Genomic DNA, 23,380 nt, shown 5'->3' with positions numbered 1-23,380 from the left:
AGTGGCCGGTTGCTCCGGCGGGACGTCCGCAAACGGCGTCATAGGTTCTCTCACCGCGATCGGGACCCCCGTGCAAAAAGACCCGATCGGGGCATGGAGCAGCGCCTGGACCAAGAAGAACAACGCCACGTCCCTGAACTACTCCCCCGATGGTCACGACGTCGGGTTGTCTGCCCTGGCAACGGGGCAGGCCTACTTTGCGGCACTGGATGCGCCCCTTACGGTTGAGCAGCAGGATCGGACCAAGGCGGCCTGCGGGCCCTCGGGGGCTTTTTCCGTCCCGGTTTCCATCACGTCCATCGGCGTTGCGTTCAACATGCCCAGTATCCGGAGCCTGAAGCTGACGCCGGCTGTGCTGGCCGGCATCTTCTCCGGGGAAATCACCCGCTGGGACGCGAGTGAGATCGCCGGGCTGAATCCCGGCCTCACGCTTCCATCCACGAAGATCGTTCCGGTCACGGCGACGGCACCAAGTGCCGAAACGACAGCGTCCACCAAATATCTCAGCGGCGCCCCGGAGTGGACCGCCGGCGTTTCCGCCGTCTGGCCGAAATCTGAAGACGGGATCGAGGTCAAGAAACTCTCCGATGTCGGATCCAAGGTCGACGAGACGGAGGGGGCCATAGCGTTTATGGATCTCGGCTCGATCGGCGGTCGCTTCGACACGGCACTCCTTAGCTTCGGTGACGGTTTCATCCGCATCTCCAAGGACTCAGCGGCCGTCGCTGCCCAGGAAGGGGCCACCCGGACCGTCCCCACAGGCGTCGAGTTCACGCTTCCGGAAACAAGCGCCCAAGGCTACGCCCTGGGCGTCGTCAGCTACCAGGCATTCTGCCGTTCATACAAGAACGCGCAGCTGACCACGCTCGTGAAATCCTGGGGGAAATTCGTGCTCAGCCCCGATGGCCAGGTCGCCTCGACCTACTTCGCAAACGTGGCCTCGCCAAGCGAAGCCGCCCTGCGCGAGTCCAACAAACTGATTGAAACTATCGGGGAGGCGAGTTGATGCACGCAACCGAGACCGGCACCCAGCCGTCGTCCGTCACTACTGGCACAAAGAGCACACTCCGCGGCCGCTCCCGCAGGCGCGAGTTGTCCCCGGCCACCCGCAGCGGGCTGAGGTTCTTCCTGCCCGTCTTCGCTCTTCTGTCCCTCCTCACCACCCTGTGGATCCTGGCGACACCGCTCATGGCGTATCCGGATGAACCCTCGCACGCCATCAAGGCGGCCGCAGTGGCCCGGGGCCAGTTCTTCCCCGCACCGGGAGAGTCCTACGGCCACGGCATCCATGTTCAGGTTCCGTCCTACATCGCCAACGTCGAATCCCAGATGTGCTTTTCGTTCCAGATGCAAAAACCCGCGGGTTGCGCTCCGGCCATACCGCCGGATGACAACTACCAAACCATCGGCGTAACCTCGGCAGGCTTGTACAACCCGTTCTATTACTGGCTGGTCGGGCTGCCCAGCCTCTTCATGTCAGGTGCCCCCGCACTGTTTGCCATGCGGATCGTCAGCGGCCTGATGTCGGCGGCGTTTTACGCGGCCGGCTTCACCGCACTGTCACGTCTCCGCCACCCGAAGTGGCCGCTGATCGCGGCCAGCATTTCGACGACACCGATGGTGCTGTTCCTGGCGAGCGGCATCAATCCCAACTCCCTGGAAGTGGCGGCCTCGATGGCCGCATTCTGTGGACTGGTTTCGGTGCTGGAGAACTCCCGACACCTGGACCGTGCGCGCCCCGGCATCGTGACCGTCGGCGTCGCCGCCGCAACCCTGGCCAACACCCGAAACGTGTCGCTGCTGTGGCTGCTGTGCGGCGCGATCGTTGCATGCCTGGTCTTCCGGCGGGCCGACGTTGCAGCCATCTTCAGGAACCGGATCGTGCTGGCAGTCACAGCCCTGGCGAGCGTCGGAATTGTCCTGGGCGTGGCTTGGAACTTCATCATGCTGAAGGCGCCCGCTTCCGCAGGGGAAGCCCCGGCAGGCATTTCGAATCTCGGCGGAGAAGTGCGCCCTTACAACGCCTTCCTGACCATGATGGACAGGTCGTTCGACTTTGTGCACCAGTACGTCGGCGTCGCAGGGTGGCTCGATGCGCCGGTGCCCCAGGGAGTCCTCGCCTTCTGGAGCCTGCTGCTCGTCGGGCTGGTACTTATGGTGTTCCTCGTCCGGCCCTACCGCCTGCAAGGGGCCTTCTGGGTGGCGCTGGCATTCCTCGCGGTGGTGCCGGCAGCGCTCCAGGCAGCGCTGATCAACACCACCGGCTTCATCTGGCAGGGACGCTACAGCCTCCCGCTGTTCGCGATCGCGCTGATCTCAGCGGGCTTGGCCATGAGGTTCCGCCCGTTCCACCAGCGCCCCCAGAGCCGGACCATCACCAGGATTCTGCTGCTGGCAGCCTGGGTTGCACACATCTACGCCTTCCTGAACGTGCTGCGGCGCTACGTCGTCGGCCTGCAGGAGTGGGGCAATTGGCAGACCATGGTCACGGTTCCCGGCTGGCAGCCTCCCCTCTCCTGGGAGGTCCTCACCGTGGTATTCGCAGCAGTGCTGCTGGTCGCCGCTTCGAAACTGTTTTCCTACCTGCATCCAGGCTTCGAGCTGTTGCCGAGGCTGTCCCGCCGGGTCAGAAAACTGCGTTCCGCCCTGAACCGGCCATCCGGCAACCGCTAGGGCTGCCTCAGCCCTGCGAAAGTTCTGCGCCGAGGTACTCCTTGAGCCGTTGGGACACCTGCGGAGGCTGAAACCCGGTGGCCCAGATCTTGTCCAGCGCCAGGACGCTGTTCAGGGGCCGCGGCGCCGCCGGCTTGCCCTTGAAGTACTCCTCCGTGCTGACGCCCGAGACATGTGATGCCTGCCCGCCCGCCAGGTCAAAAACATCGGCTGCAATTGCGGCCCAGGACTGTGGTTCGCCGTCGTTGCTGAGGTTGTAGACGCCGTAGTCCGAGCCCGTCTCCAGCAGGTGCCTGATGCCGGCGGCGATGTCCTGCGTGAACGTCAGCCGTCCGATCTGGTCATCGACGACGGACGGCTCGATCCCCCGCCGCGCGAGCGAGGCCATGGTCCGGACAAAGTTGTTCCCCTCGCCGATCACCCAGCTCGTGCGGACGATGTAGTGGCGGGGAACAACGCTGACGACGGCGTCCCCCGCGGCTTTCGTCTGGCCGTAGACGCCCAGCGGCGCTACCGGTTCGGACTCCGCATGCGTCGTGCGGGCGCCGTCGAAGACGTAGTCCGACGAGACATGGACGAGGGTCAGGTCATGCTCGACGGCGGTGCGGGCCAGCCGCGCCACGGCCGTGACATTGATCGCCCAGGCGGCGGCCCGGCCTTCGGGCGACTCCGCCGCATCCACGGCCGTGTAGGCGGCCGCGTTGATGATCGTCGAGTAGTTCTTCCAGTTCCGGGACGCGAAGGAATCCTCGCTGGCCAGGTCGAACTCATTCCGGCCGGCGAACTCAACGCCGGTCTCGCCGTCGTACAGCTCCCGCAGGGCCTTGCCGAGCTGGCCGTCCGCGCCAACCACCAGGATCTTCTTCGCCGGCATCGGCGCCACATCCGCCAGGCGCGGGTGCGCCTTGTCCTTGTCGGAGAGTTCGGCCTGCTCCAGCGGGATCGGCCACGCGATGGCGGCGGTCTCGTCGGCCAGGTTCAGGAAGGTGTACTGGCCCTGGGCGTCCGCGGACCAGTGGTCGTTGACGAGGTAGGTGTAGGCGGTGTTGTCCTCCAGGGTCTGGAACGCGTTGCCCACGCCCCGGGGGATGAAGATGGCCTGGCTCGGGTCCAGCTCCGCCGTGAAGACCGCGCCGAACGACGGACCCTCGCGAAGGTCCACCCACGCGCCGAAAATCCGTCCGGTGGCGACCGAAATGAACTTATCCCAGGGTTCGGCGTGGATTCCGCGGGTGGTCCCGGCCTTTTCGTTGAACGAGATGTTGTTCTGCGCCGGGCGGAAGTCCGGCAGGCCGAGGGCCACCATCTTTTCGCGCTGCCAGTTCTCCTTGAACCAGCCGCGGTTGTCTCCGTGGACCGGGAGGTCGTAGAGGACGACGCCGGGGATGGGGGTTTCGTGCGCTGTGAGCTTCTTCGAGAACTCGATCGACATCGTCTACTGGCCCTGTTCCTTGTACTTGGCTTCCGTGGCCGCCTTCTGCGGGCGCCACCACTGCTCGTTGTCACGGTACCAGGCGATGGTGTCCTCGATGCCGGCGTCGAAGTTGGAGAAGCGGGGCTCCCAGCCGAGCTCCCTGCGGAGCTTCGAGGAATCAATCGCGTACCGCATGTCGTGGCCCGGACGGTCAATCACGTGGTCGTAGGCGTCCGGGGCCTGGCCCATGTGCTTCAGGATCAGTTCGACGACGTCCTTGTTGTTCTTCTCGCCGTCGGCGCCGATCAGGTAGGTCTCGCCGATCCGGCCCTTGTCGATGATGGCCAGGACAGCCGAGGAGTGGTCGTTGGCGTGGATCCAGTCACGGACGTTCTCGCCCTTGCCGTACAGCTTGGGGCGGATCCCGTCGATCACGTTGGTGATCTGGCGCGGGATGAACTTTTCCACGTGCTGGTAGGGCCCGTAGTTGTTCGAGCAGTTGCTGATGGTCGCCTGCAGGCCGAAGGACCGCACCCAGGCGCGCACCAGCAGGTCCGAGCCTGCTTTGGTGGACGAATAGGGGCTCGACGGGTTGTACGGGGTGTCCTCCGTGAAGCGTTCCGGATCGTCCAGTTCGAGGTCGCCGTAGACCTCGTCGGTGGAGATGTGGTGGAAGCGCTTGTTGTACTTCCGCGCAGCCTCGATGAGGGTGTAGGTGCCGATGATGTTCGTGTCCAGGAACGGGCGCGGATCGTGCAGCGAGTTGTCGTTATGGGATTCCGCGGCGTAATGGACCACCACGTCCGCTTCGGCGACGAGCCCGTCAACGATGCCGGCATCGCAGATGTCGCCCTGGACGAGCCGGAAGCGGTCCCCGGGAAGGCCTTTCACGGACTCCACATTGCCGGCGTAAGTGAGCTTGTCGAGGACCATGACGTGATGGCCCGTGTTCTCCAGTACGTAGTGGACAAAATTGGAACCGATGAAACCGGCGCCGCCGGTGACGAGGAGTTTCTGCATCCTGCCAGCTTACCGAATGCCCGCGGCCGGCTCAGAACCGATTGCGCCGCCTGCGGAGTGCTTCGACCATGAGCCGAAGCAGCATCATGCGTGCCGCCAGTATTTTGGGGAGCGACCGCCAGCCGGCAGGAGTCTGGTTTTCCTCGTGGAGGCGCCGGCAGATGGTCGACTCGTCCAGATGTGAAATAGACCCGGCAACGTTGCCGCAGACGGCGAGCCAGAGGTCGTGGGATTCGCGCACGTACGGGGGAATCGGCAGGAAGTATTTGGCCGCGTCCCGGCGGAACGCCATTCCGCAACCATAGTAGGCACGGTATCCGACCAGGATGCCGGCGAGGTTGGCGAGGTGCCGGCGGGAGTCGGCGGAACGCAGCCGGGGTATCCACGGCCGGGGGCCGCCCCCCAGCATGTCAAAGTTGCTGGCAACCACCTGGGATTCCGCGAGGGCCTCGAGCATCAATTCGATCCGTCCGGGAAGCCACACGTCGTCCTGATCTGACAGGAAGATGAAGTTCCCGCGGCTGAGCCGGACGGCCTCTTCGAAAGTGCGCACGTAGCCCCGGTTGCTGGCGGCCCGGACCAGGCGGATGCGGGGGTCCGTGATCGCGGCGATGATGGTGGCCGTCTGGTCGGGGGACGCGTCGTCCACGATGACGAGCTCGTCGTCGGCGCCCAGCTCGGCGAGGATGGAGGCTACCTGCTCCTGGACGAACGCCGCTCCCTTGTAGGTCGCCATGCACACGCTCACCCGGATCTTCCGCCCGTCCGGCGTCGTCAAATCGTTCATGCAGACCACTCTAGGTGAACTCTTGCGGCGGAAGCCCGGACGGGGTGATCGCGTATCATCGTTAGGTCAAGCCCTCGAGCACTAGGACCGTACACCGCATGAGACCCGTATTGCTCCGGCTTGCGGGCTTTACCCTGCTGCCGCTGCTGGCACTGGTTCTGCCCTTCCTCCTGTTGCCGATCATTGCCCGCGTCGTGGGCGCGGCGGGCTGGTCCAGCATCACCTCAGGCCAGGCCATCGGTGTCTTTGGGGCGACGATCATTCTCTGGAGCTGGAACATCTCGGGTCCCGTGGAGATCGCCCGGGCCGGGGCCGCCCCCACCCGGGCCGCCCTGTACTCCAGCAGCATCCGCTCCAGGATCGTGATCGCGGCAGTGGTCCTGCCCCTCATGACTGCTTTGGTGACGTTCGTGGCACATGACGGGTACGGGCTCGATGCCGTCACCATGGCCTGGGCGACTGTCCTCACCGGGTTTTCCCCCGCCTGGTACGGGATCGGGACAGGGCAACCCCGGATCCTGGCCGTCTACGACACGCTCCCCCGCTTCTTCGCGGCGCTCATCAGTGCGCCCCTGATCGTGGCCACCGGCCAGGTCTGGACCTACGGTGTCGTGTCAGTCGTTGCGACCCTGGCGGCGCTTGCGGCGTTCCACAAGCGCTTCGGCGAGGCTGGAACCTGGTTCCCGAAGAGTCCGCGGAGCGTGCTCCGGGAGATGATCGTCCCCCACGCCGGTACCGCGGGCATCAACCTCACGGGGAGCGCCTACGCCTCCTCGCCCGTGCCGATCGCCACCGCTACGGTGCCGTCCGCGACGGCCACCGCCGGGTTCGCCTCCGCCGACGCCATCTACCGGCTGGGACTCTTCAGTGTTGTTGCCCTCGGCAACACCTTCCAGGGATGGACGCTTGAGCGCGACGCCGCCGACCCCCGCCAGCGGCACCTCGTTGCCCTGGGCACGCACGCCGGGCTCGGCATTGCGGGCGGACTATTCCTCGCCTTCTTCGGTCCCTGGGTGTCCGGCCTCATGTTCGGTGACGACAAGCGCGCCGATACCCTGACGTGCATTTACTACGGGCTGTCCTTCTTCTTCCTCTCGGCGTCAACCCCCCTCATCAGGAATATCCTGATTCCGGCCCGGCGCCAGAAGTCGGTCCTGAAGTGGACCGGGGTCTCTGCCGTGGCCGGGGTTCTCCTCATGGTGGTTGCCGGCCTGACGTCGAACGTTCCGGGTGTCGCCCTGGGAATGGCGGTGAGTGAGGCCATTCTCTTCCTGGGCCTGCTGGCCCCCGCCCTGCGGGTCCTGCCCGCCGTTGCCCGCCCGTCAACAGTCGAAAGGTAGTATCAACAGCGTGACTGAAAGAGGCCAGCGGCGGATTGCCGCCGTAATTGCAGCGTTCAATCCCGACGACGACCTCCTGGCCAACGCTGCCGCCATCCGGGCACAGGTCGACGAGCTCGTCGTCGTGGACGACTGCAGCGCGGATCCTGCCGCGGCCGGCATCTTCGCCCGATTGCAGCAGCAGGGCGTGAAGGTCCTGGCGATGCCCCGCAACTCCGGCATCGCAGCCGCCCTCAACCGCGGCGTCGAGGAGCTGGAGGCAACAACAGCGCCGGAATTCATCCTCACCTTCGACCAGGACTCGCTGCCCGTTGCCGGCTACGTCGACAACGCCCTCGCGAGCTACGACCTGGCCACAGCCGCCGGCAGGAGGGTCGGCTTCGTGTCGGCGGAATCCTTCAGCGGACACCGCGTCCCCGCACTCGGGAAGTCAGACGGCCTGGCTGAGGCCTTCGACCCGATGCAGTCCGGCTTCTTCATCCCGGTCTCCACCTTCGCCGCGATCGGCAGGTTTGACAGAGGCTTCTTCATCGACTGCGTGGATTCCGAATTCACGGCCCGCGCCCGGGCCGCCGGGTACAGCGTGCTGATCGGTGCCGGCTGCGCTGTCGACCACCGGCTCGGGGCGCGCCTTCCGGCCACTGTGTTCGGCAGGCCGCTGCGGCTCAAGGGCAGCGCCCTGTCCTTTAACTACTACTCCCCGTTCAGGATGTACTACATCGTGCGCAACGGGACGACCCTCATTCGGCGGTACTGGCGGCGGAACCCTTCCTGGCTCCTCCGCCGTCTGGTGGAGGAATCCAAGGCGCAGCTCCTGCGGTTCACGTTCAGCCCCGACCGCGGCAGCCTGGCGATCGCCGCCTGGCACGGATTTCTTGACTCCAGCCGCGGACGAGAGGGCCAGATCAGCAATGAACTCGTCAACCGCTTCCGGGCCCGTTGATATATTGGAGAACTATGAAAATTCATGACCCGACCCGTGTCCTGGTCATCATGCCGGCGTGGAACGAAGCCGAGTCGGTGGGCAATACCGTTCGCGAGGTGCTTGGCGTCGGACGCCCCTACGATGTTCTCGTCGTCAACGACGGATCGACTGATTCCACGGCGGACATCGCCAAGGAAGCCGGCGCGACCGTCCTGACCCTGCCGTTCAACCTGGGTGTCGGCGGCGCCATGCGGGCCGGATTCAAGTACGCGCAGCGTCTCGGCTACCGCCGGGTGATACAGGTGGACGCGGACGGCCAGCACGATCCCCGCAACATCGACGAGGTCCTGGCCGGCCTCGAATACGCCGATATCTCCATCGGTGCCCGTTTTGCCGACCGGGGCGACTACGAGGTCAGCGGACCGCGCAAGTGGGCCATGCAGTTTCTGGCCAAAGTGATTTCCGGACTTGCCAAGACCCGGCTCACCGACGTGACCTCCGGCTTCCGGGCGGCCAACGAACGGGCCATCAGCCAGTATCTGGACCACTACCCGGCAGAGTACCTGGGTGACACCATCGATTCCCTCGTGGTCGCTGTCCGGTCAGGCTGCAAAGTGACGCAGATCCCCGTCGCGATGCGCCCGCGCCAGGGCGGCACCCCCAGCCACAATCCGCTCAAGGCGGCCATCTACCTCGGACGCTCGATTTTCGCCCTGCTGCTCGCGCTGACCCGCAAGCCGTCACGGATTCCCGCGGCACCAGTCAACGCTCAGGGGAGGGCACAGTGACGAACCTGGCAGCATTCATTCTCTCGCTGGCGATCGTAGGGGTCGTCTTTGAAATGCTTCGGCGGAAGAAACTCCGTGAAAAGTACGCCGCGCTCTGGCTGATCGTCGGCGTCGGAACCCTCGTCCTGGCCGCATTTCCCCGTCTTCTGACCATCGTCGCGGAAGCCGTGGGCGTGCAGCTGCCGTCGAACCTGCTGTTTATCATCAGCATCCTGCTGCTGTTGGGCGTCTGCCTGCACCTGTCGTGGGAAATCTCGGTCGTCGAGGACGAAACCCGCACGCTCGCCGAGGAAGTGGCTATTCTGCGCACCATGGTCGAGGCGATGCCCCAGGACTCCGGCGGCGACACGCCGGCGTCGCCGATGTCGAAGTAGCGGGTACCGAAAACTTCCTATGGCACTCGATATCTTCATCCCCTACTGGGGCGACGCTAATTTCATGAAGCAGGCCGTCGACAGCGTCCTGGCCCAGAGCAACCGCGACTGGCGCCTGACGGTGGTGGACGACGCCTATCCCGGTGATGAGATCCGCCGCTACGTCGAGGCGATGGAGGACCCGCGGATCACCTACATCCGCAAAGAGACGAACCAGGGCATTACCGAGAACTTCCGGACCTGCGTCTCGCTGGCAACTCAGGACGTTCTGGTGGTCATGGGCTGCGACGACTTGTTGTTGCCCAACTATGTCGACGTGGTGCTCCGCGCCCAGGCGGCGTTCCCCCAGGCCTGGATCATCCAGCCCGGCGTCCAGGTCATCGACGAAACCGGTGAGGCCGCGGCCCCGCTGGCGGATATTGTCAAGCAGCGCCTCGTTAAGCCGCGCGGATCGGGCGCCCGCCTCGTGTCCGGCGAAGCACTCGCGGTCAGCCTGCTCCACGGCGACTGGCTGTACTGGCCCTCCCTCGCCTTCCGCACGGACCGGATCCGGAACTACGAGTTCCGCGACGGCTTCCCGGTCATCCAGGACCTCGCCCTGGTCATGGACATGGTCCTGGGCGGCGCCGAGCTTCTGATCGAGCCGGAAACGTGTTTTGAGTACCGGCGGCACACGAACAGCGCTTCCTCGGCCAAGCTCGTGGACGGGTCCCGCTTCACCGGTGAGCGCGACTACTTCGAGGTTGCGGAGCGTCTCTGCGCGGCGAAGGGGTGGCACAAGGCCACCCGCGCGGCACGTTTGCGGCTGACGTCACGGGCCCACGCGGTCCTGTACGTTCCCAACGCCCTCCGGCAGGGCGGTACCGGGCCGCTGGGCACGCTCCTCCGGCATGCCTTCGGAAGGTGAGTGGCCGCACGATGCATGAAAATCCGAACGGGCACGTCAGCGGCGTCGCCGGCGTCGTGACGGCCTACCGGCCGGACGCCGGGCTGGTCAGCAACGTTGCATCCCTCCTGCGGCAAGTGCATGCCGTGGTGGTGGTGGACGACGGCGGTGGGCCCGGCTTTGAAGACATCTTCGCGGCCCTCGCCGGCGCCGGCGCCGTGGTGGTCCGGCTCGAGGAAAACTCGGGCATTGGCGCAGCCCTGAATGCGGGCATCAGCCGGGCACGGGAAGGCAGTAGGCCTGACTACATTCTCACCGTGGACCAGGACTCGTACTTGCCCCAGGGCTACGTCCGTGCGCTTCACGATGCGGCTGTTGCCGCGCGGGCTGCCGGCATCGAGCCCGGCCTCGTGTCCCCCGCCCGGATTCAGGGAAACCCGGTCAAGCGCTCCGGATCCCGCAACGGCATCGCCCTGGGCAGGGAACCCATCCAGTCCGGCCTCATGATTCCGGTGGCAACCCTCGATTCCATTGGCGGTTTTTGGGAAGAGCTGTTCATCGATCTTGTGGATACCGAATACTACTTCCGCGCCCTCGACGCCGGCCTGCCGACCGTCCTCGCCGATACGGAATTCAACCACTCCCTGGGGACCATGGTTGAATCCAGCGTTTTCGGGCGGACCGTCAACGTGGGCGGACGGCCGCTGAAGGTCCGCATCGCAGCCACGTGGCGGTACTACTACATCTTCAGGAACAGGGTCCTGGTGGGTCGTCGGTACGCCACCCGCAATCCGGCCTGGGTGGCCGCAGGGATCTGGACCGACCTCCGCCACCTGCTGGTCGTCACGCTGCTGGCGCCCGGGCGCTCCGTCAGGCTCAGCTGCGCGGTTAAGGGCATCACGGACGGCTTCCGGGGCCGCAGCGGCCGGGGACACGAGAACTGAATCCGGTGCGAAGGCGGCGTCCATCCGGCAGGGCGCGGGTTTGGTTCACCGCTGACCGGTAAGGGAGGATATAGTCCATGCGCGGAATTATTCTTGCCGGTGGGACCGGCTCTCGTCTTCATCCCATCACCCACGGCATCAGTAAACAGCTCGTCCCTGTCTACGACAAGCCGATGATCTATTACCCGCTCTCGACGCTGATCCTGGCCGGAATCCGCGACATCCTGATCATCACCACCCCGCATGACGCCGTGCAGTTCCACCGGCTCCTCGGAGACGGCTCACAGTTCGGCATCAACCTCAGCTACGTCCAGCAGGCTGCCCCGGACGGCCTGGCGCAGGCCTTCATCCTCGGGGAAGAGCATATCGGCAACGAGACCGTGGCCCTTGTCCTGGGCGACAACATCTTTTACGGCCAAGGCATGGGCACCCAGCTGCGCAAACATGCCGACATCGACGGCGGCGCCGTCTTCGGCTACTGGGTCAAGGACCCCAAAGCGTACGGCGTGGTTGAATTCGACGACGCGGGCCAGGCCATCTCGCTGGAGGAAAAGCCGGCGAAGCCCAGGTCCCACTATGCGGTTCCCGGGCTGTACTTCTACGACAACGACGTCGTGGAGATCGCCAAGAACCTCAAGCCCTCGCCACGCGGCGAACTGGAAATCACGGATGTCAACCGTACCTACCTTGAGAATGGCAAGCTCCGCGTGGAGATTCTGCCCCGCGGCACGGCCTGGCTCGACACCGGAACCTTCGATGACCTCAATGACGCCTCCAACTTCATCCGCACGGTGGAAAACCGCCAGGGACTTAAAATCGGGGCCCCCGAGGAGATCGCCTGGCGCCAAGGATTCCTGACGGATGACGAGCTGCGTCAACGTGCCGAACCGCTGACCAAGAGCGGTTATGGTGCCTACCTGCTCAGCCTCCTAGAACCGTAACGGCCGGATGTGGTGGTCGGTTTTACCGCAGATCATCGGCGCTGCCGTCCTCCTGATCGCACCAGGACTACTGGTTGCCCTGGCGGCGCGGTTCAAGGGGTTCGATGCCTGGGCGCTTGCTCCCCTGCTGTCGGTGGGCATCATCGTTGTCACATCGACGCTGGCCCCGCTGGCGAACGTCAGGTTCGGCCTCGTGCCGGTCGCCGTCGTCTCGCTGCTGGTGGCCGCCGTGGGGCTGGTCGCTGTACGTTTTCGCGCCGCCCGGCTGCCGGCCGCCCCGCGGCCGCGGAGGCGGCCCTGGCCAGCGCCGTGGACGCCGGGCGGTATCGTGCCGTTTGCCGCCTTCGGTGGCGCGGCACTGCTGGTCGCTGCCAGCGTGGTCCGGGCCATCGGCTCCCCGGAGGCCTTCTCGCAGACGTATGACGCCGTCTTCCACCTGAACTCTGTAAAGTTTGCCCTCGAGACCGGCCAGGCGTCGTCGCTGACAATCGGCGCGATGACCGGGGGCGGATTCTACCCGGCCGGCTGGAACGCCGTGGCCACCCTCGTGGCGTCGACCACGGGCGCGGAGGTGCCGGTCGCGGTCAACATCACCAGCATTGTCATTGCCGCCGTGTTCTGGCCCCTTGGCTGTCTCCTTCTGACCCGGTGGATCGTCGGCCCGCGGGCGGCGGCGACGGTGGCGGCGGCAATCGCCTGTGCGTCCCTGGGTGCCTTCCCGCTCCTGATGATGGATTTCGGTGTCCTGTACCCGAATCTGCTCGCCATCAGCCTCCTGCCGGCGGCCATTGCCCTGGCGGCCTCGCTCGCCGGCCTCACACCGGGATCGGACCGGCGGGATCTGGCCACGGCGCTGGCACTCCTGCTGGGACTCGCCGGGCTCGCCGTCGCGCACCCCACTACCTTTACGGCCTGGCTGACCTGGACGTTGCCCATGGCAGGTTCCCTCGCGTGGCGGTGGTTCGGGCCGGCGTGGCGTAACCGAGGGACCGCGCGAGGCCGTTTCATAAAATACGTCCTGTCGGTGTTCGGGTACAGTGCCACGTTCGTGACCTTGTGGATCGTCCTGCGGCCGCCGGCGGATGCCTCGTTCTGGAAACCCCGCGGCACCGTTCCGCAGGCTTTTGGTGAAGCCCTGATGACATCCCCCGTGGATCTTCCCCCGGCCTGGCTTGTGGCGCCTCTGACGCTTCTTGGCCTCTGGGCATGTTTCAAGGTGCCGAAACGCTTTGCCTGGCTTGGGCTGGTCTTCATCCTGTTTGCGGGCCTCTACATCGTCGTCGCCGGCTTTCCAGAGTCTCCGACGCGGGACTTTCTGACGGGGGTCTGGTACAACGACAGTCTCCGCGTTGCTGCGCTTCTCCCGGTGGCCGCCGTGGTGCTCGTCGCCGTCGGCATCGATTGGGCAGCCGGGGCGCTCCCGGCCGCCCGAAATCGGTATCGTCACGTCGGCCGGGCCCTGCACGGTCCCGCCGGCTGGAGCGCGCCGGCACGGCTGGCCTACCGCACCGCGGGAGGAATTGTCCTGGTCCTCGCAGCCGTCGTCTTGGGCCAGCAGGGCGGCCTCAGGGAGGAGGTGCGGCTGGCCTCGTCCCACTACCGGCTGGACGCCTCCTCCCTGCTGGTGTCCCCGGACGAACTGGCAGTCTTAAAGCGCCTCCCGCAGTCAGTGCCCGAAGATGCCGTTCTGATCGACAATCCCTATACGGGCGCGGCGCTGTCCTACGCTCTTGGCGACCGCAAATCCGCGCAGCTCCACGTCCTCAGCTACATCTCCCCGGAGCTCCAGAAAATCTATGACGGCTTGGGGCGCGTCTCAACGGATCCGAGCGTCTGTCAGGCCGTCCGGGAAGAAAACGGCTTCTACGTCCTGGACTTCGGCACCAGGGAAGTGCACCGCGAATACCACACGCCCCCCGGCCTGACCCGTCTGGATCAGAACCCAGGCCTGCAGCTGATCGACAGCCAGGGCAAGGCAAAGCTCTACAAGATCACGGCCTGCGGCAGCTGACGGACCGCAGTCCGGAACCGCGCCATGCTCTTGCATCGGGGCCATGCCGTTACAGCGAGACGGACCTCCGCCGGAGTTCGCCGACGACGTCGTGCACTTCCCCGTCCATGATGACCGCGCCGTGCTCCAGCAGCACGCCGCGTTCACAGACCGTGGCGACCAGGTCAAGGTCGTGGCTGACCACGAACAGGGTCTTGCCTTTGTCCGAGAGTTCCTTGATCTTGGCGATGCACTTGCGCTGGAACGGCTCGTCGCCCACCGCGAGGATCTCGTCGATGAGGAAGACTTCGGGGTCGGTGTGCACCGCGATGGAGAATGCCAGCCGCAGGTACATGCCCGATGAGTAGAACTTCACTTCCGTGTCAATGAACTCGCCGATCTCGGAGAATTCCACGATGGAGTCGAACTTCTCGTCGATCTGTTTCTCGGTCATGCCGAGGATCGCGCCGTTGAGGTAGACGTTGTCGCGGCCGCTGAGGTCGTGGTGGAAGCCGGCGCCGACCTCAATCAGGCCCGCCACCCGGCCCCTGGTGCGCACCGTCCCGCCGTCGGGCTGCAACACGCCCGAGATCAGCTTCAGGAGGGTGGACTTGCCGGAGCCGTTGAGCCCCAGCAGGGCAACGGTTTCGCCCTGCTTGACCTCGAGGGAGACGTCCTTGAGGGCCAGGAATTTCTTGGACAGATCCCCCTTGCGGCCCTTCACCAGCCACACGAGGGCCTCTTTCAGGGACCGGGTGTGGCGCAGAACGAACTGCTTCCGGAGGCCCTCACAGCTGATGGCGACGTGGCCGTGCGAAGTCATCTTAAAGCTCCTGTGCGAAGTGGATGGCGAGCCGGCGGAACGTCAGCTGTCCGAAGAACAGCACCACGAGTGTCACCAGCATGGCGACCGGGAGCCAGACGGTCAGCAGGTCAGGCGGCATGGCGCCGCCCACCAGCTGGTCGGCTTTGAGCGTCGGTTCCCAGAAGGCCCAGTGGAAGACTTCGACGGCGACCGTCATCGGGTTCAGCTGGTAGATCCAGAACCACGGTCCCATCACGCCTTCGACCATCGACCAGACGTACAGGACGGGGGACGCCCAGGTGACGATCATGACGATCATGTCCACGATGTTCTCGGAGTCACGGAAATAGACGTTGACCGCCCCGAACATCAGGCCCAGGCCGGTGGCTAGAACTGCGACCATCAGGAAGATCAGGACCACGGCGGCCAGCTGCAGGATCGACGGCGTCCATCCCACCACCAGGCAGGCGCCAATCAGCACCAGGAGCTGCGGCAGGAAGTGGGCAGCCGAGACCCAGACCGTGGCGACCGGGAACAGTTCCCGCGGCAGGTAGATCTTCCGGATGAGATCGCGGTTATCCACGACGGAGCGGGTGGAGTTCGAGAGCGACTCCGTGAAGAAATTCACCAGCACGATGCCGGCGAAGAGATAGATCGCATAGTTCGGCGTGCCCCGCTGGAGATTCAGGAAGATGCCCAGCGCCACGAAATAGATCAGGAACTGAACCAGCGGTTTGACGTACGACCAGAGCAGCCCGAGCACCGAGCCGCGGTAGCGCACCTTGATTTCCTTGCGCACCAGCAGCTTCAGGAGGAACCGGTCCCCATAGACGTCGAGGAGGCCCCGCCCGCTGCCGGGCCTGACGAGCTGGTCGGCCGGACCTGCCATCTACTCACCGTCCTTGGAGTTCGCCTCAAACGTCTTTTTCCACGCGTCAATCGAACTGATCTCGGCCACTGCGCGGCGGTACTGTTCGGCGAGGGTGTCCCATTCGCGAAACAGCTTTGCGTGCAGCAGGGTCGCTTCCGTCAGCATGGATTTGAGCTTCTTCGGGTCGCGCTGGTACCACGACGCGCCGGTGCCCTCCGCGTTGGAGACCACGACGCTGTCATAGTGCGCCACCCGGTACCAGCGGTTGTCCCGGTGGGCCAGATAGCCCTGGGGCCGTTCGGCGCTTTCCGGGCCCGGCGCCTTGATGAGCTGGCGCGCCACCGTCTTGATGCCCCATGGAATCAGTTGCTTCTTGCTGGGCAGCCCCACGACCGTCCCGCCCATGGGTCCGCGGCCGATCTTTGGCGCCGGGAAGTCATCGACGTCTTCCTTCAGCTGGGCGTCCGGGTACTGCGCTTTCAGCGCGTTGATTTCCGGCAGCTTGGTGCCGAGCACCTTGTGGAGGTCGTCGGGTCCGTTCAGGAGGTCGCGCAGCGCGTCGATCCGGCCGTGTTCGGTGAAGTACTGCATCGAAACGAGGTGCTTGACGTCGGACTGGAAAGATTCGCGCAGCACGCGGCCGCCCTTGGGATACGGGCTGTGGATCAGCGTGGTGATCAGCCGGTTGCGTGCGTGGAAGTAGGCCTGCCAGCCGACGAGGTCGTCTTTGTCGATCCAGGACACGTGCCAGACGGCGGCACCCGGCATTGAGACCGTGGCAAAGCCGGCTTCGCGGGCGCGCAACCCGTATTCGGCGTCGTCCCATTTGATGAACAGGGGCAGGGACAGCCCGATTTCCTGGATTACCTTCGTGGGGATCAGGCACATCCACCAGCCGTTGTAGTCAACGTCCACGCGGCGGTGCAGCCACGGTGTCTGTCGCAGGTTCGCGACGCTGAAATCGTGCCGCGTTTCCATGTCGGCATGGGGCAGGGCCGGGACGATCCGGTAGGGGTCCACGACCTCGCCGAAGGTGTGCAGGACGCTGCGGTTGTAGAGGTCGAACATGTGGCCGCCGACAATTGTCGGCTTGCGGCAGCGGTCGGCGAACGCCAACAGCCGCACGATGCTTTCGGGTTCGACGACGATGTCGTCGTCGAGCAGCAGGGCGTAGTCACTGCCGTTTTCGACCGCCTCGAACATGCCACGCGCGAAGCCTCCGGAGCCGCCCAGGTTTGCCTGGTTGATGACCCGGAGCTTGCCGCCGAGGGCGTCCCGGACGGCGGCGAAGCCCTCTTGGTCCTCGACCTTCTGCGTGCCCTGGTCCACGATCAGGATTTCCTTGACGTTTTCAAGGACGTCCGGATTATCCGCCAGGATCCGGGCGTTGTTCAGGCAGAAGTCGGGCTTGTTCATGGTGGTGATTTCGAGGGTCACCTGACCCTTGGTCGCGGGACCGCCCGTGGCCTCCCACGCACCGTTCTTCAGGACCAGGTCGCCGGTGCTGGCGGCCAGATCAAACCAGTACCAGCCGCCGTCGCCGAAGGGCTTGAGTGAAAGTTCGAACGTGGAGGTGGCGTCGCCGTCGACGTGCTTGCCGTCGACGCGCTGGACCGATCCGCGGGCGTTCGACTTGTAGACCGTGACCGTTCCCGGACCGCTGGACTCTACGACCAGGCGGACGTCCCGCACCGAGGTCCAGCGCCGCCAGTAGCTGGCCGGGAAGGCATTGAAGTACGTGCCGAAGGAGATCTGCTCGCCGGAACGGACGCGCATGGAGTGCCGGCTGAGGAGGTCTTCGAAGTGTGCCTGGCGGCTCTCCGAGCTGAACATCTGCAGCTTGTCTTCGAGCAACTTGGGCGTGCGGGCGAATTCGTCGTTCTCCCGCAGCCGGACACCGCTGGCGGTGCCGGCGTCGGCGTACAGGGGGACCGTGTCCGGCTGGTCTGCCGAGGGCAGGATGACCCGCTGGATCGTCTTCCAAGGGTTTGTCACGTCTGCGGCGCTCATGCGTCCACACCTCCGCTTTCGAGCTTGGCGCCGCCTTCGAAATGGGGGCGGATCTGATTGTCGAACATGGTCAGCGCTGAGCCGATGGCCATGTGCATGTCCAGGTATTTGTACGTTCCGAGCCGTCCGCCGAAGAGGACGTCCTGCTCGGCGGCCGCCAGGTCACGGTATTTGAGCAGGCGTTCCCGGTCCGTGGCCGTGTTGATCGGATAGTAGGGTTCATCGCCTTTTTCCGCGGCGCGCGAGAATTCACGCATGATGACGGTCTTCTCCGTCTGGTAGTCGCGCTCCGGGTGGAAGTGGCGGGGCTCGATGATGCGGGTGTAGGCCACGTCCGCGTCGTTGTAGTTGACCACCGACGTTCCCTGGAAGTCTCCGACGTCGAGCACTTCTTCCTCGAAGTCGATGGTGCGCCAGGAGAGGTCGCCCTCGGCGTAGTCGAAGTAGCGGTCCACGGGACCGGTGTAGATCACCGGGATGTTGCCGACGACCTTGTTCTTGCTGTACTCGTGCGATTCGTCGAAGAAGTCGGTGTTCAGCCGGACTTCGATGTTCGGGTGTTCGGCCATCTTCTCGATCCAGGCGGTGTAGCCGTGGGTCGGGAGGCCTTCGTACGTGTCGTTGAAGTACCGGTTGTCGTAGTTGTAGCGCACGGGCAGCCGGGAGATGATGCCCGCCGGCAGGTCCTTGGGATCCGTCTGCCACTGTTTGCCGGTGTAGTGCTTGATGAACGCCTCGTAGAGCGGCCGCCCGATGAGCTGGATTCCTTTGTCGTTCAGGTTCTGCGGATCGGTGCCGGCAAGTTCCCCGGACTGTTCCTTGATCAGCTCGCGCGCCTGGCCAGGAGTGAGGTTGGCCCGGAAGAACTGGTTGATCGTCGCCAGGTTGATCGGCAGCGAATAGACCTCACCCTTGTGCACCCCGTACACCTTGTGCACGTAGTTCGTGAAGGTCGTAAAACGGTTCACGTACTCCCACACGCGCTCGTTGGACGTGTGGAAAAGGTGGGCACCGTAGCGGTGCACCTCGATGCCGGTCTGTCCTTCTTTTTCGCTGTAGGCGTTGCCGCCGATGTGGTGGCGCCGGTCGATGACGACCACCTTCAAGCCCAGCTCGGTGGCGGCCTGTTCTGCGATTGTCAGGCCAAAGAAGCCCGACCCTACGATGACGAGGTCAGCGGTCACAAACTCTCCTGGTTCGAATGCGGGCAGCCCAATGTTGCGCATTGTCTGCTGCTCCAGCCTACCCGAGACGGGATCGGAACCGCGGACCAGCCTCCGGCGCCCAGGGTTTCCCGCGGCCGCAGGGCAGTCGTCATGGCGCCTCCGCAGCCGCTGCCGCGCCGTTCCCGCCGGGGTTCCTTATCCACATGGCTGGGCTTCCCCGGGACGCCATCCTGCCGCCGCTTCTAGCGTGGGCTACAGTCCGCTTCGGCAGAAAGGATCCTGCGGTGATGTTGCAGTGATTTTCCAGTGATGTTGCAGTGCACCCTGGTGCCAGCACCAGGTTCGGCGCTCGCGGGAGGCCCGGTCGAGCTGGCCGTCGAGGTGCCCGCGGAGTGCTCGGGCACGGACCTGGAGGAGGCCATCTCGCGGCGCTACGGAACGGGCGGGCTGACGGTGGACGGGGCTCCGGTCCGGGCCGTGCGGGTTGGTGATCCGCCGCTGCGTGACGGGGCGGTCCTGGTCGACGGCGCCTCGCAGGCTCTGCCCGGCATCAGCCAGGGCCGTCCGGCGGTTCCGCCGCTGTTCCTCGCCGTGCACAGCGGTCCCGGCGCGGGGACCATCGTCCCGCTTCGGCGGGCGCGGTTCCGGATCGGACGGAGCGGGACGGAGATCGTCCTTCCGGACGCCGAGCTGTCCCGTGAACACGCGCGGCTGGACGTCACGGACTCGGCTGTGACCATCGCTGATCTGCACAGCGCCAACGGGACCGCCGTCGACGGCAAGCGGGTGAGCGAAGCGGTGGTGGCCACCGGCTCGGTGATCCGTTGCGGTAATTCCACGATGTCCCTCATCTTCGGCGGCGGTTCCGCGGATTCCGGGGTGTCGGAATCCGCGGGCTGCAGCGTTGCGGAGCCGCTGACTGTGGGCGGCCCCGCGAACAGCGCTCCGTTTAACAGCAGCCGCGCAACGGTGCTGCTCACAGCAGTGTTGCCGCTGGTCATCGGAGTTGGCCTGGCGCTGTTGACCGGGCTGTGGATGTTCCTGGCGTTCAGCCTGGTCTCTGCCGCGTCCATGCTGATCCCGGCGGTGTCCGGCCGGAGGCAGCGTCGCGGGCTGAAGGCAGCCCTCGCGGCAGCCGTGCGCGAGGATATGGAACGACGACGGCGGTCCGCCCCGTCCGCGGCGGAACTGTGCGCCCACAACGCCTATGGCGATGCCGACGGCAAGGAACCGCGCGCCGGAACCGGCGCCCTCTGGCTGCGGCTTGGGCTCGCTGAGCAGCGGGCAAACATCAGGCTGGAACCGGCGGATCCCGGCTTCCTGCCACCCCCACTCGGCCTGACGCCGCTGACGCTCGACCCGGCCGCCGTCACCGCCGTCTCCGGCCCGCAGGCTGCTGTGGCCGGGCTGGTCCGCTCCTTCATCCTGCAGCTCGCCGGCTATCCTGCCGCCCGGCGGACCCGGGTCCTGATTCACGGCTCCCCGGCGTGCATCCCGCTCGCCGCGCGGTTCCTCCCCCGGGTGACGCTGTCCGGCCACGACGGCGTAACGGCCAGCCACCTGCGCGCCGGCCCGGGTCCGGGCTGCGACCGCGGAGTACTGATCATTGTCGACGACCCCGGCGGCGGGCTCATCCCCGCGACGACGCCGGGCACTGCCCGGGCCGCCGCACTCAGCGCTCTGGCCGCCGGCAAGGGCTGGCAGGTGATCGATTGCTCGCGTCCCGCGGACCCGCCCGAGGGCCCCGTCATTGCCCTCGGAGGGCGCACGGCCCGGCTGACACGGGGCCCCGATGCGATCCCGTTCCTGCCTGACCTCGTCCCTCCCCCGGTGTTTGACAGCTATTGCCGCCGGTCAGGGTCCGCCGGACGTCAGTGCCTGGATCGGCCGGCGACTATGGCGGCCGGCGGCGCCCTGGCCGGGATCCTTCCCCTCGAAGCCGCTGATGTTGCCCGCCGCTGGGCAGATTCCGGTCACACGGTCGGGCTGCCGGTTCCGGTCGGCACGGGCCGGAAGGGAACCCTCCACCTGGATCTGCAGCGCGACGGCCCGCATGTCCTGGTGGCGGGCACCACAGGCTCGGGCAAGTCGGAGTTCCTCCGGACGCTGGCGGCGGCGTTGGCTGCCACCTACCCGCCGGACCGCATCAACCTGCTTTTCGTGGACTTCAAAGGCGGCTCGGGGCTCGGCCCGCTGACCGGGTTTCCACACTGCGTGGGAATGCTGAGCGATCTCGGGATACAGGAAGTTGACCGTACCCTGGTCTCGCTCCGGGCTGAGGTGCGCCGCAGGGAACAACTGCTGGCGTCCGCCCAGGCCCGCGATCTCATCATGTACCGCTCGCTGGACCGGACTCTGCCCGTCCTCCCCCACCTCGTCATCGTCATTGACGAATTCAGGATGCTGGTCGACGAAGCCCCGGGAGCGTTGACCGAGCTGATGAGGATTGCGTCCATCGGCCGGTCACTGGGAATCCACCTCGTCATGGCCACCCAGCGCCCGCAGGGCTCGATCACGGCCGACATCCGGGCGAACGTCACAAGCTGCGTGGCCCTGCGGGTCCAGTCCGGGATGGAATCGATCGACATCATGAACTCTGCCCTGGCGGCAGACATCCCCATCTCCAGTCCGGGGCGCGCCTTTCTGGCCAGGGGGGCCGAAGCGCCGGAGGAGTTCCAGACGGCCACCCTCACTCCTGACCGGCCCCCGCCCGCCGCGCGAACCGTGACCGTGCTGACAGCGGGCGAGTGGCTCGGCCAGCCGCCCGCGGATGCGCGCAGCGGCGAAGCGGAGGAAGCCGGGAGGACGCGGGTGCAGGAGGCGGCAGCGCTGGCAGCGGAAAGCAGCAGGCTGTGGGCGGCCATGGGGGGCAGCCCTGTGCGCCGCCCGGTCGCCGCACCGCTCCCGACGCTGCTGCCGTTCCCGCGCGCCGTCTCCCCCGGCAGCCCGCCTCCCATCCAGGCAACGCCCACGGTCTCCGGGGACGGCGGCACGGTCCGGCTGGGTTGGCTGGATTTGCCGGAAGAGCAACGCCTCGCGGAGCTGTGCTGGCGCCCGGACGATCACGGCCATCTGGGGCTGGTCGGCGGGGCGGCGGGCGGCGGGGACGCAGCCCTCGCCCTGGCGGTGGACCAATTGCTGGCCTCGGAGCGGGAATCGCATCTCTACATCCTTGATGCTGCCGGTTCATTCAGCCGGACCGCCGCATCGGCCAGGGTCGGGGCCGTGGCCGGTCTGCACGAACCCCGCCGCGCGGTCAGGGTACTGGAACGCCTGGCCGCAGACATGACGCGGAGGCTCAGCGCGCCGGCTGTTCCTGACCCGCCCCGGTTGGTCCTCGCCCTCTGCGGCTGGGGCTCCTGGGTTTCGGCATTCCGGTCAGGCCCGCTTGCCCGGGGCGAAGACCTGGTCCAGGACATCATCCGGGACGGTGCCAAGGCCGGAATCACCGTCATCGTCTCCGGCGAACGCGAGCTGGCCACCGCACGGTTTTTCGGCGGTATCGCCAACCGCATCTTCATGCCGGCCGGCTCAACGGAGGAAGGCCGGCTTGCCTGGCCTCGCCTGCCCGCGCTGGAGGCTCTTCCCGGCCGGGTCGCCGTTTTCGGCGCTTTCACCGGAATCGCTTCGGCGGCGGGCCACGCCGGCCAGCTTTATGAGGCGCCACCTCCCGGGCCGCTGACGAGTCCCGAGTTGTCCTTGCGGCAGGTGCCCTTCAGGGTCGAAGCCCTGCCGCAGCGGGTCAGCGTCTCCGAAGTGCTCGCCCGGCTCGGCGCCCCCGCACCGGCAGGACGCCGGCCCGCAGACCCACCGGCGGACGAATCCGTGGAGGACCGCGCCCGGGCACGGTCCCGGGCACCCGTCTCCCTCTGCCTCGGGGTGGGTGGAGACGATCTCAGGCCCGTCAGCCTCACGCTCCCGGCCGGCAGCGTCCTGGCTGTCCTGGGCGGTCCCGGCTCGGGGAAGACATCCTTGCTGGCGGCCCTCCCGGGCCTCAATCCATCGGGTGACGGCTGGCTGCACCCTCGGGCCGGCCAGGATCCGGCGGATTTTTGGGCCGAGACTCATGCCCAGGCCCGTGCCGGCACCCTGAATCGCGCGGCAGTGCTGGTGGCCGACGATCTCGACCTGCAGTCCGAGGAAACCAACCGTGAACTGCTCGGCCTCAACAGCCTCGGCTGGACGGTGATCCTTGCTGCCGGTTTCAGTCCGGCTCTTCAGCAGCGCGTCCCCCTCGCGCATTGCGCGCGCAGCCACGGAAAAGGAGTACTGATCTGCCCCGGAAGCCTCATGGATGGAGACCTTTTCGGGGTCCGGTTTGAGCTGGAGGCCAGCCCGCCGGCCGGACGCGCCGTCGTGATCTCCGACGGGCAAGCCATGGCAGTGCAGTTGGCCGCGGATCCCGCCGCCGGCAGGGCCACGCCGGAAGCTGTGCCGTGACGGAAG

Annotated in this window: 18 protein-coding genes; 11 read left to right on the top strand and 7 right to left on the bottom strand. The window is 66.1% G+C overall.

Translation table 11 applies throughout. The annotated features are described in order from the left end of the window. The first annotated feature begins 1 nt into the window (after window position 1). Both ACVWZ8_RS14355 and ACVWZ8_RS14350 read left to right on the top strand, forming a co-directional pair. The gene (locus tag ACVWZ8_RS14355; RefSeq protein ID WP_456505955.1) at window positions 2-1,006 is read left to right on the top strand and encodes a substrate-binding domain-containing protein; all 1,005 of its coding nucleotides are present in this window, start codon (window positions 2-4) and stop codon (window positions 1,004-1,006) included. Beyond that, the gene (locus tag ACVWZ8_RS14350) at window positions 1,006-2,673 is read left to right on the top strand and encodes a DUF2142 domain-containing protein (RefSeq protein ID WP_456504986.1); all 1,668 of its coding nucleotides are present in this window, start codon (window positions 1,006-1,008) and stop codon (window positions 2,671-2,673) included. The genes ACVWZ8_RS14355 and ACVWZ8_RS14350 overlap by 1 nt, the downstream gene beginning before the upstream one ends. A gap of 7 nt (window positions 2,674-2,680) precedes the next feature. Here ACVWZ8_RS14350 and ACVWZ8_RS14345 read toward each other — a convergent pair whose 3' ends face one another. Genes ACVWZ8_RS14345 through ACVWZ8_RS14335 form a run of 3 tightly spaced genes read right to left on the bottom strand, consistent with a single transcriptional unit; the run spans window position 2,681 to window position 5,894 of the window. Further along, window positions 2,681-4,105 (bottom strand): sugar nucleotide-binding protein, encoded by a 1,425-nt coding sequence (locus ACVWZ8_RS14345; protein WP_456504985.1) that lies wholly within the window; start codon window positions 4,103-4,105, stop codon window positions 2,681-2,683. Between the two features lie 3 nt (window positions 4,106-4,108). After that, window positions 4,109-5,107: a dTDP-glucose 4,6-dehydratase gene (gene rfbB, locus ACVWZ8_RS14340; RefSeq protein ID WP_456504984.1), complete on the bottom strand. Its 999-nt coding sequence runs from the start codon at window positions 5,105-5,107 to the stop codon at window positions 4,109-4,111. A 31-nt stretch (window positions 5,108-5,138) separates the two neighbouring features. Next, window positions 5,139-5,894, bottom strand: coding sequence for a glycosyltransferase (locus ACVWZ8_RS14335; protein ID WP_456504983.1), 756 nt, complete (start codon window positions 5,892-5,894; stop codon window positions 5,139-5,141). Window positions 5,895-5,992: 98 nt separating this feature from the next. On the opposite strand from ACVWZ8_RS14335, the gene ACVWZ8_RS14330 reads away from it, so the two are divergent. The 8 genes from ACVWZ8_RS14330 to ACVWZ8_RS14295 all read left to right on the top strand — a co-directional run bounded on the left by ACVWZ8_RS14330 (window position 5,993) and on the right by ACVWZ8_RS14295 (window position 14,103). Continuing rightward, window positions 5,993-7,234 (top strand): polysaccharide biosynthesis protein, encoded by a 1,242-nt coding sequence (locus ACVWZ8_RS14330; protein ID WP_456504982.1) that lies wholly within the window; start codon window positions 5,993-5,995, stop codon window positions 7,232-7,234. Window positions 7,235-7,244: 10 nt separating this feature from the next. After that, a complete protein-coding gene (locus ACVWZ8_RS14325; protein ID WP_456504981.1) occupies window positions 7,245-8,177 on the top strand; it encodes a glycosyltransferase in 933 nt (310 codons plus the stop codon). Window positions 8,178-8,191: 14 nt separating this feature from the next. Then, complete coding sequence (locus tag ACVWZ8_RS14320; protein ID WP_456504980.1) at window positions 8,192-8,947, top strand: glycosyltransferase family 2 protein; 756 nt, start codon at window positions 8,192-8,194, stop codon at window positions 8,945-8,947. After that, a complete protein-coding gene (locus tag ACVWZ8_RS14315; protein ID WP_456504979.1) occupies window positions 8,944-9,321 on the top strand; it encodes a DUF2304 domain-containing protein in 378 nt (125 codons plus the stop codon). The genes ACVWZ8_RS14320 and ACVWZ8_RS14315 overlap by 4 nt, the downstream gene beginning before the upstream one ends. 19 nt (window positions 9,322-9,340) lie before the next feature. Then, window positions 9,341-10,228: a glycosyltransferase gene (locus ACVWZ8_RS14310; protein WP_456504978.1), complete on the top strand. Its 888-nt coding sequence runs from the start codon at window positions 9,341-9,343 to the stop codon at window positions 10,226-10,228. An 11-nt stretch (window positions 10,229-10,239) separates the two neighbouring features. Then, the gene (locus ACVWZ8_RS14305) at window positions 10,240-11,151 is read left to right on the top strand and encodes a glycosyltransferase (RefSeq protein ID WP_456504977.1); all 912 of its coding nucleotides are present in this window, start codon (window positions 10,240-10,242) and stop codon (window positions 11,149-11,151) included. A gap of 77 nt (window positions 11,152-11,228) precedes the next feature. After that, entirely contained in the window at window positions 11,229-12,092 is an 864-nt protein-coding gene (rfbA, locus tag ACVWZ8_RS14300; RefSeq protein ID WP_456504976.1) for a glucose-1-phosphate thymidylyltransferase RfbA, read from the top strand. A gap of 7 nt (window positions 12,093-12,099) precedes the next feature. Further along, window positions 12,100-14,103, top strand: a complete 2,004-nt coding sequence (locus ACVWZ8_RS14295) for a DUF6541 family protein (RefSeq protein WP_456504975.1) — start codon at window positions 12,100-12,102, stop codon at window positions 14,101-14,103. A gap of 49 nt (window positions 14,104-14,152) precedes the next feature. Here the strand turns inward: ACVWZ8_RS14295 and ACVWZ8_RS14290 are convergent, their stop codons facing one another. The 4 genes from ACVWZ8_RS14290 to glf are packed head-to-tail and all read right to left on the bottom strand — an operon-like array spanning window position 14,153 to window position 18,952. Next, window positions 14,153-14,905, bottom strand: coding sequence for an ABC transporter ATP-binding protein (locus ACVWZ8_RS14290; protein ID WP_354239448.1), 753 nt, complete (start codon window positions 14,903-14,905; stop codon window positions 14,153-14,155). Window position 14,906: 1 nt separating this feature from the next. After that, on the bottom strand, window positions 14,907-15,776 hold the full coding sequence (locus ACVWZ8_RS14285) for an ABC transporter permease (protein WP_456504974.1): 870 nt from the start codon (window positions 15,774-15,776) through the stop codon (window positions 14,907-14,909). Beyond that, on the bottom strand, window positions 15,777-17,768 hold the full coding sequence (locus ACVWZ8_RS14280; RefSeq protein WP_456504973.1) for a glycosyltransferase: 1,992 nt from the start codon (window positions 17,766-17,768) through the stop codon (window positions 15,777-15,779). Next, the gene (gene glf / locus ACVWZ8_RS14275) at window positions 17,765-18,952 is read right to left on the bottom strand and encodes a UDP-galactopyranose mutase (protein WP_456504972.1); all 1,188 of its coding nucleotides are present in this window, start codon (window positions 18,950-18,952) and stop codon (window positions 17,765-17,767) included. The genes ACVWZ8_RS14280 and glf overlap by 4 nt, the downstream gene beginning before the upstream one ends. 291 nt (window positions 18,953-19,243) lie before the next feature. Between glf and ACVWZ8_RS14270 the strand changes: the two genes are divergently transcribed. Beyond that, a complete protein-coding gene (locus ACVWZ8_RS14270; RefSeq protein WP_456504971.1) occupies window positions 19,244-23,374 on the top strand; it encodes an FtsK/SpoIIIE domain-containing protein in 4,131 nt (1,376 codons plus the stop codon). The last annotated feature ends 6 nt before the right edge of the window (window positions 23,375-23,380 follow it).

This window comes from Arthrobacter sp. UYCu723 (assembly GCF_054059215.1).
Note: the sequence above shows the minus strand (reverse complement) of the source record. Positions and strands in the feature narration are given on the sequence as shown.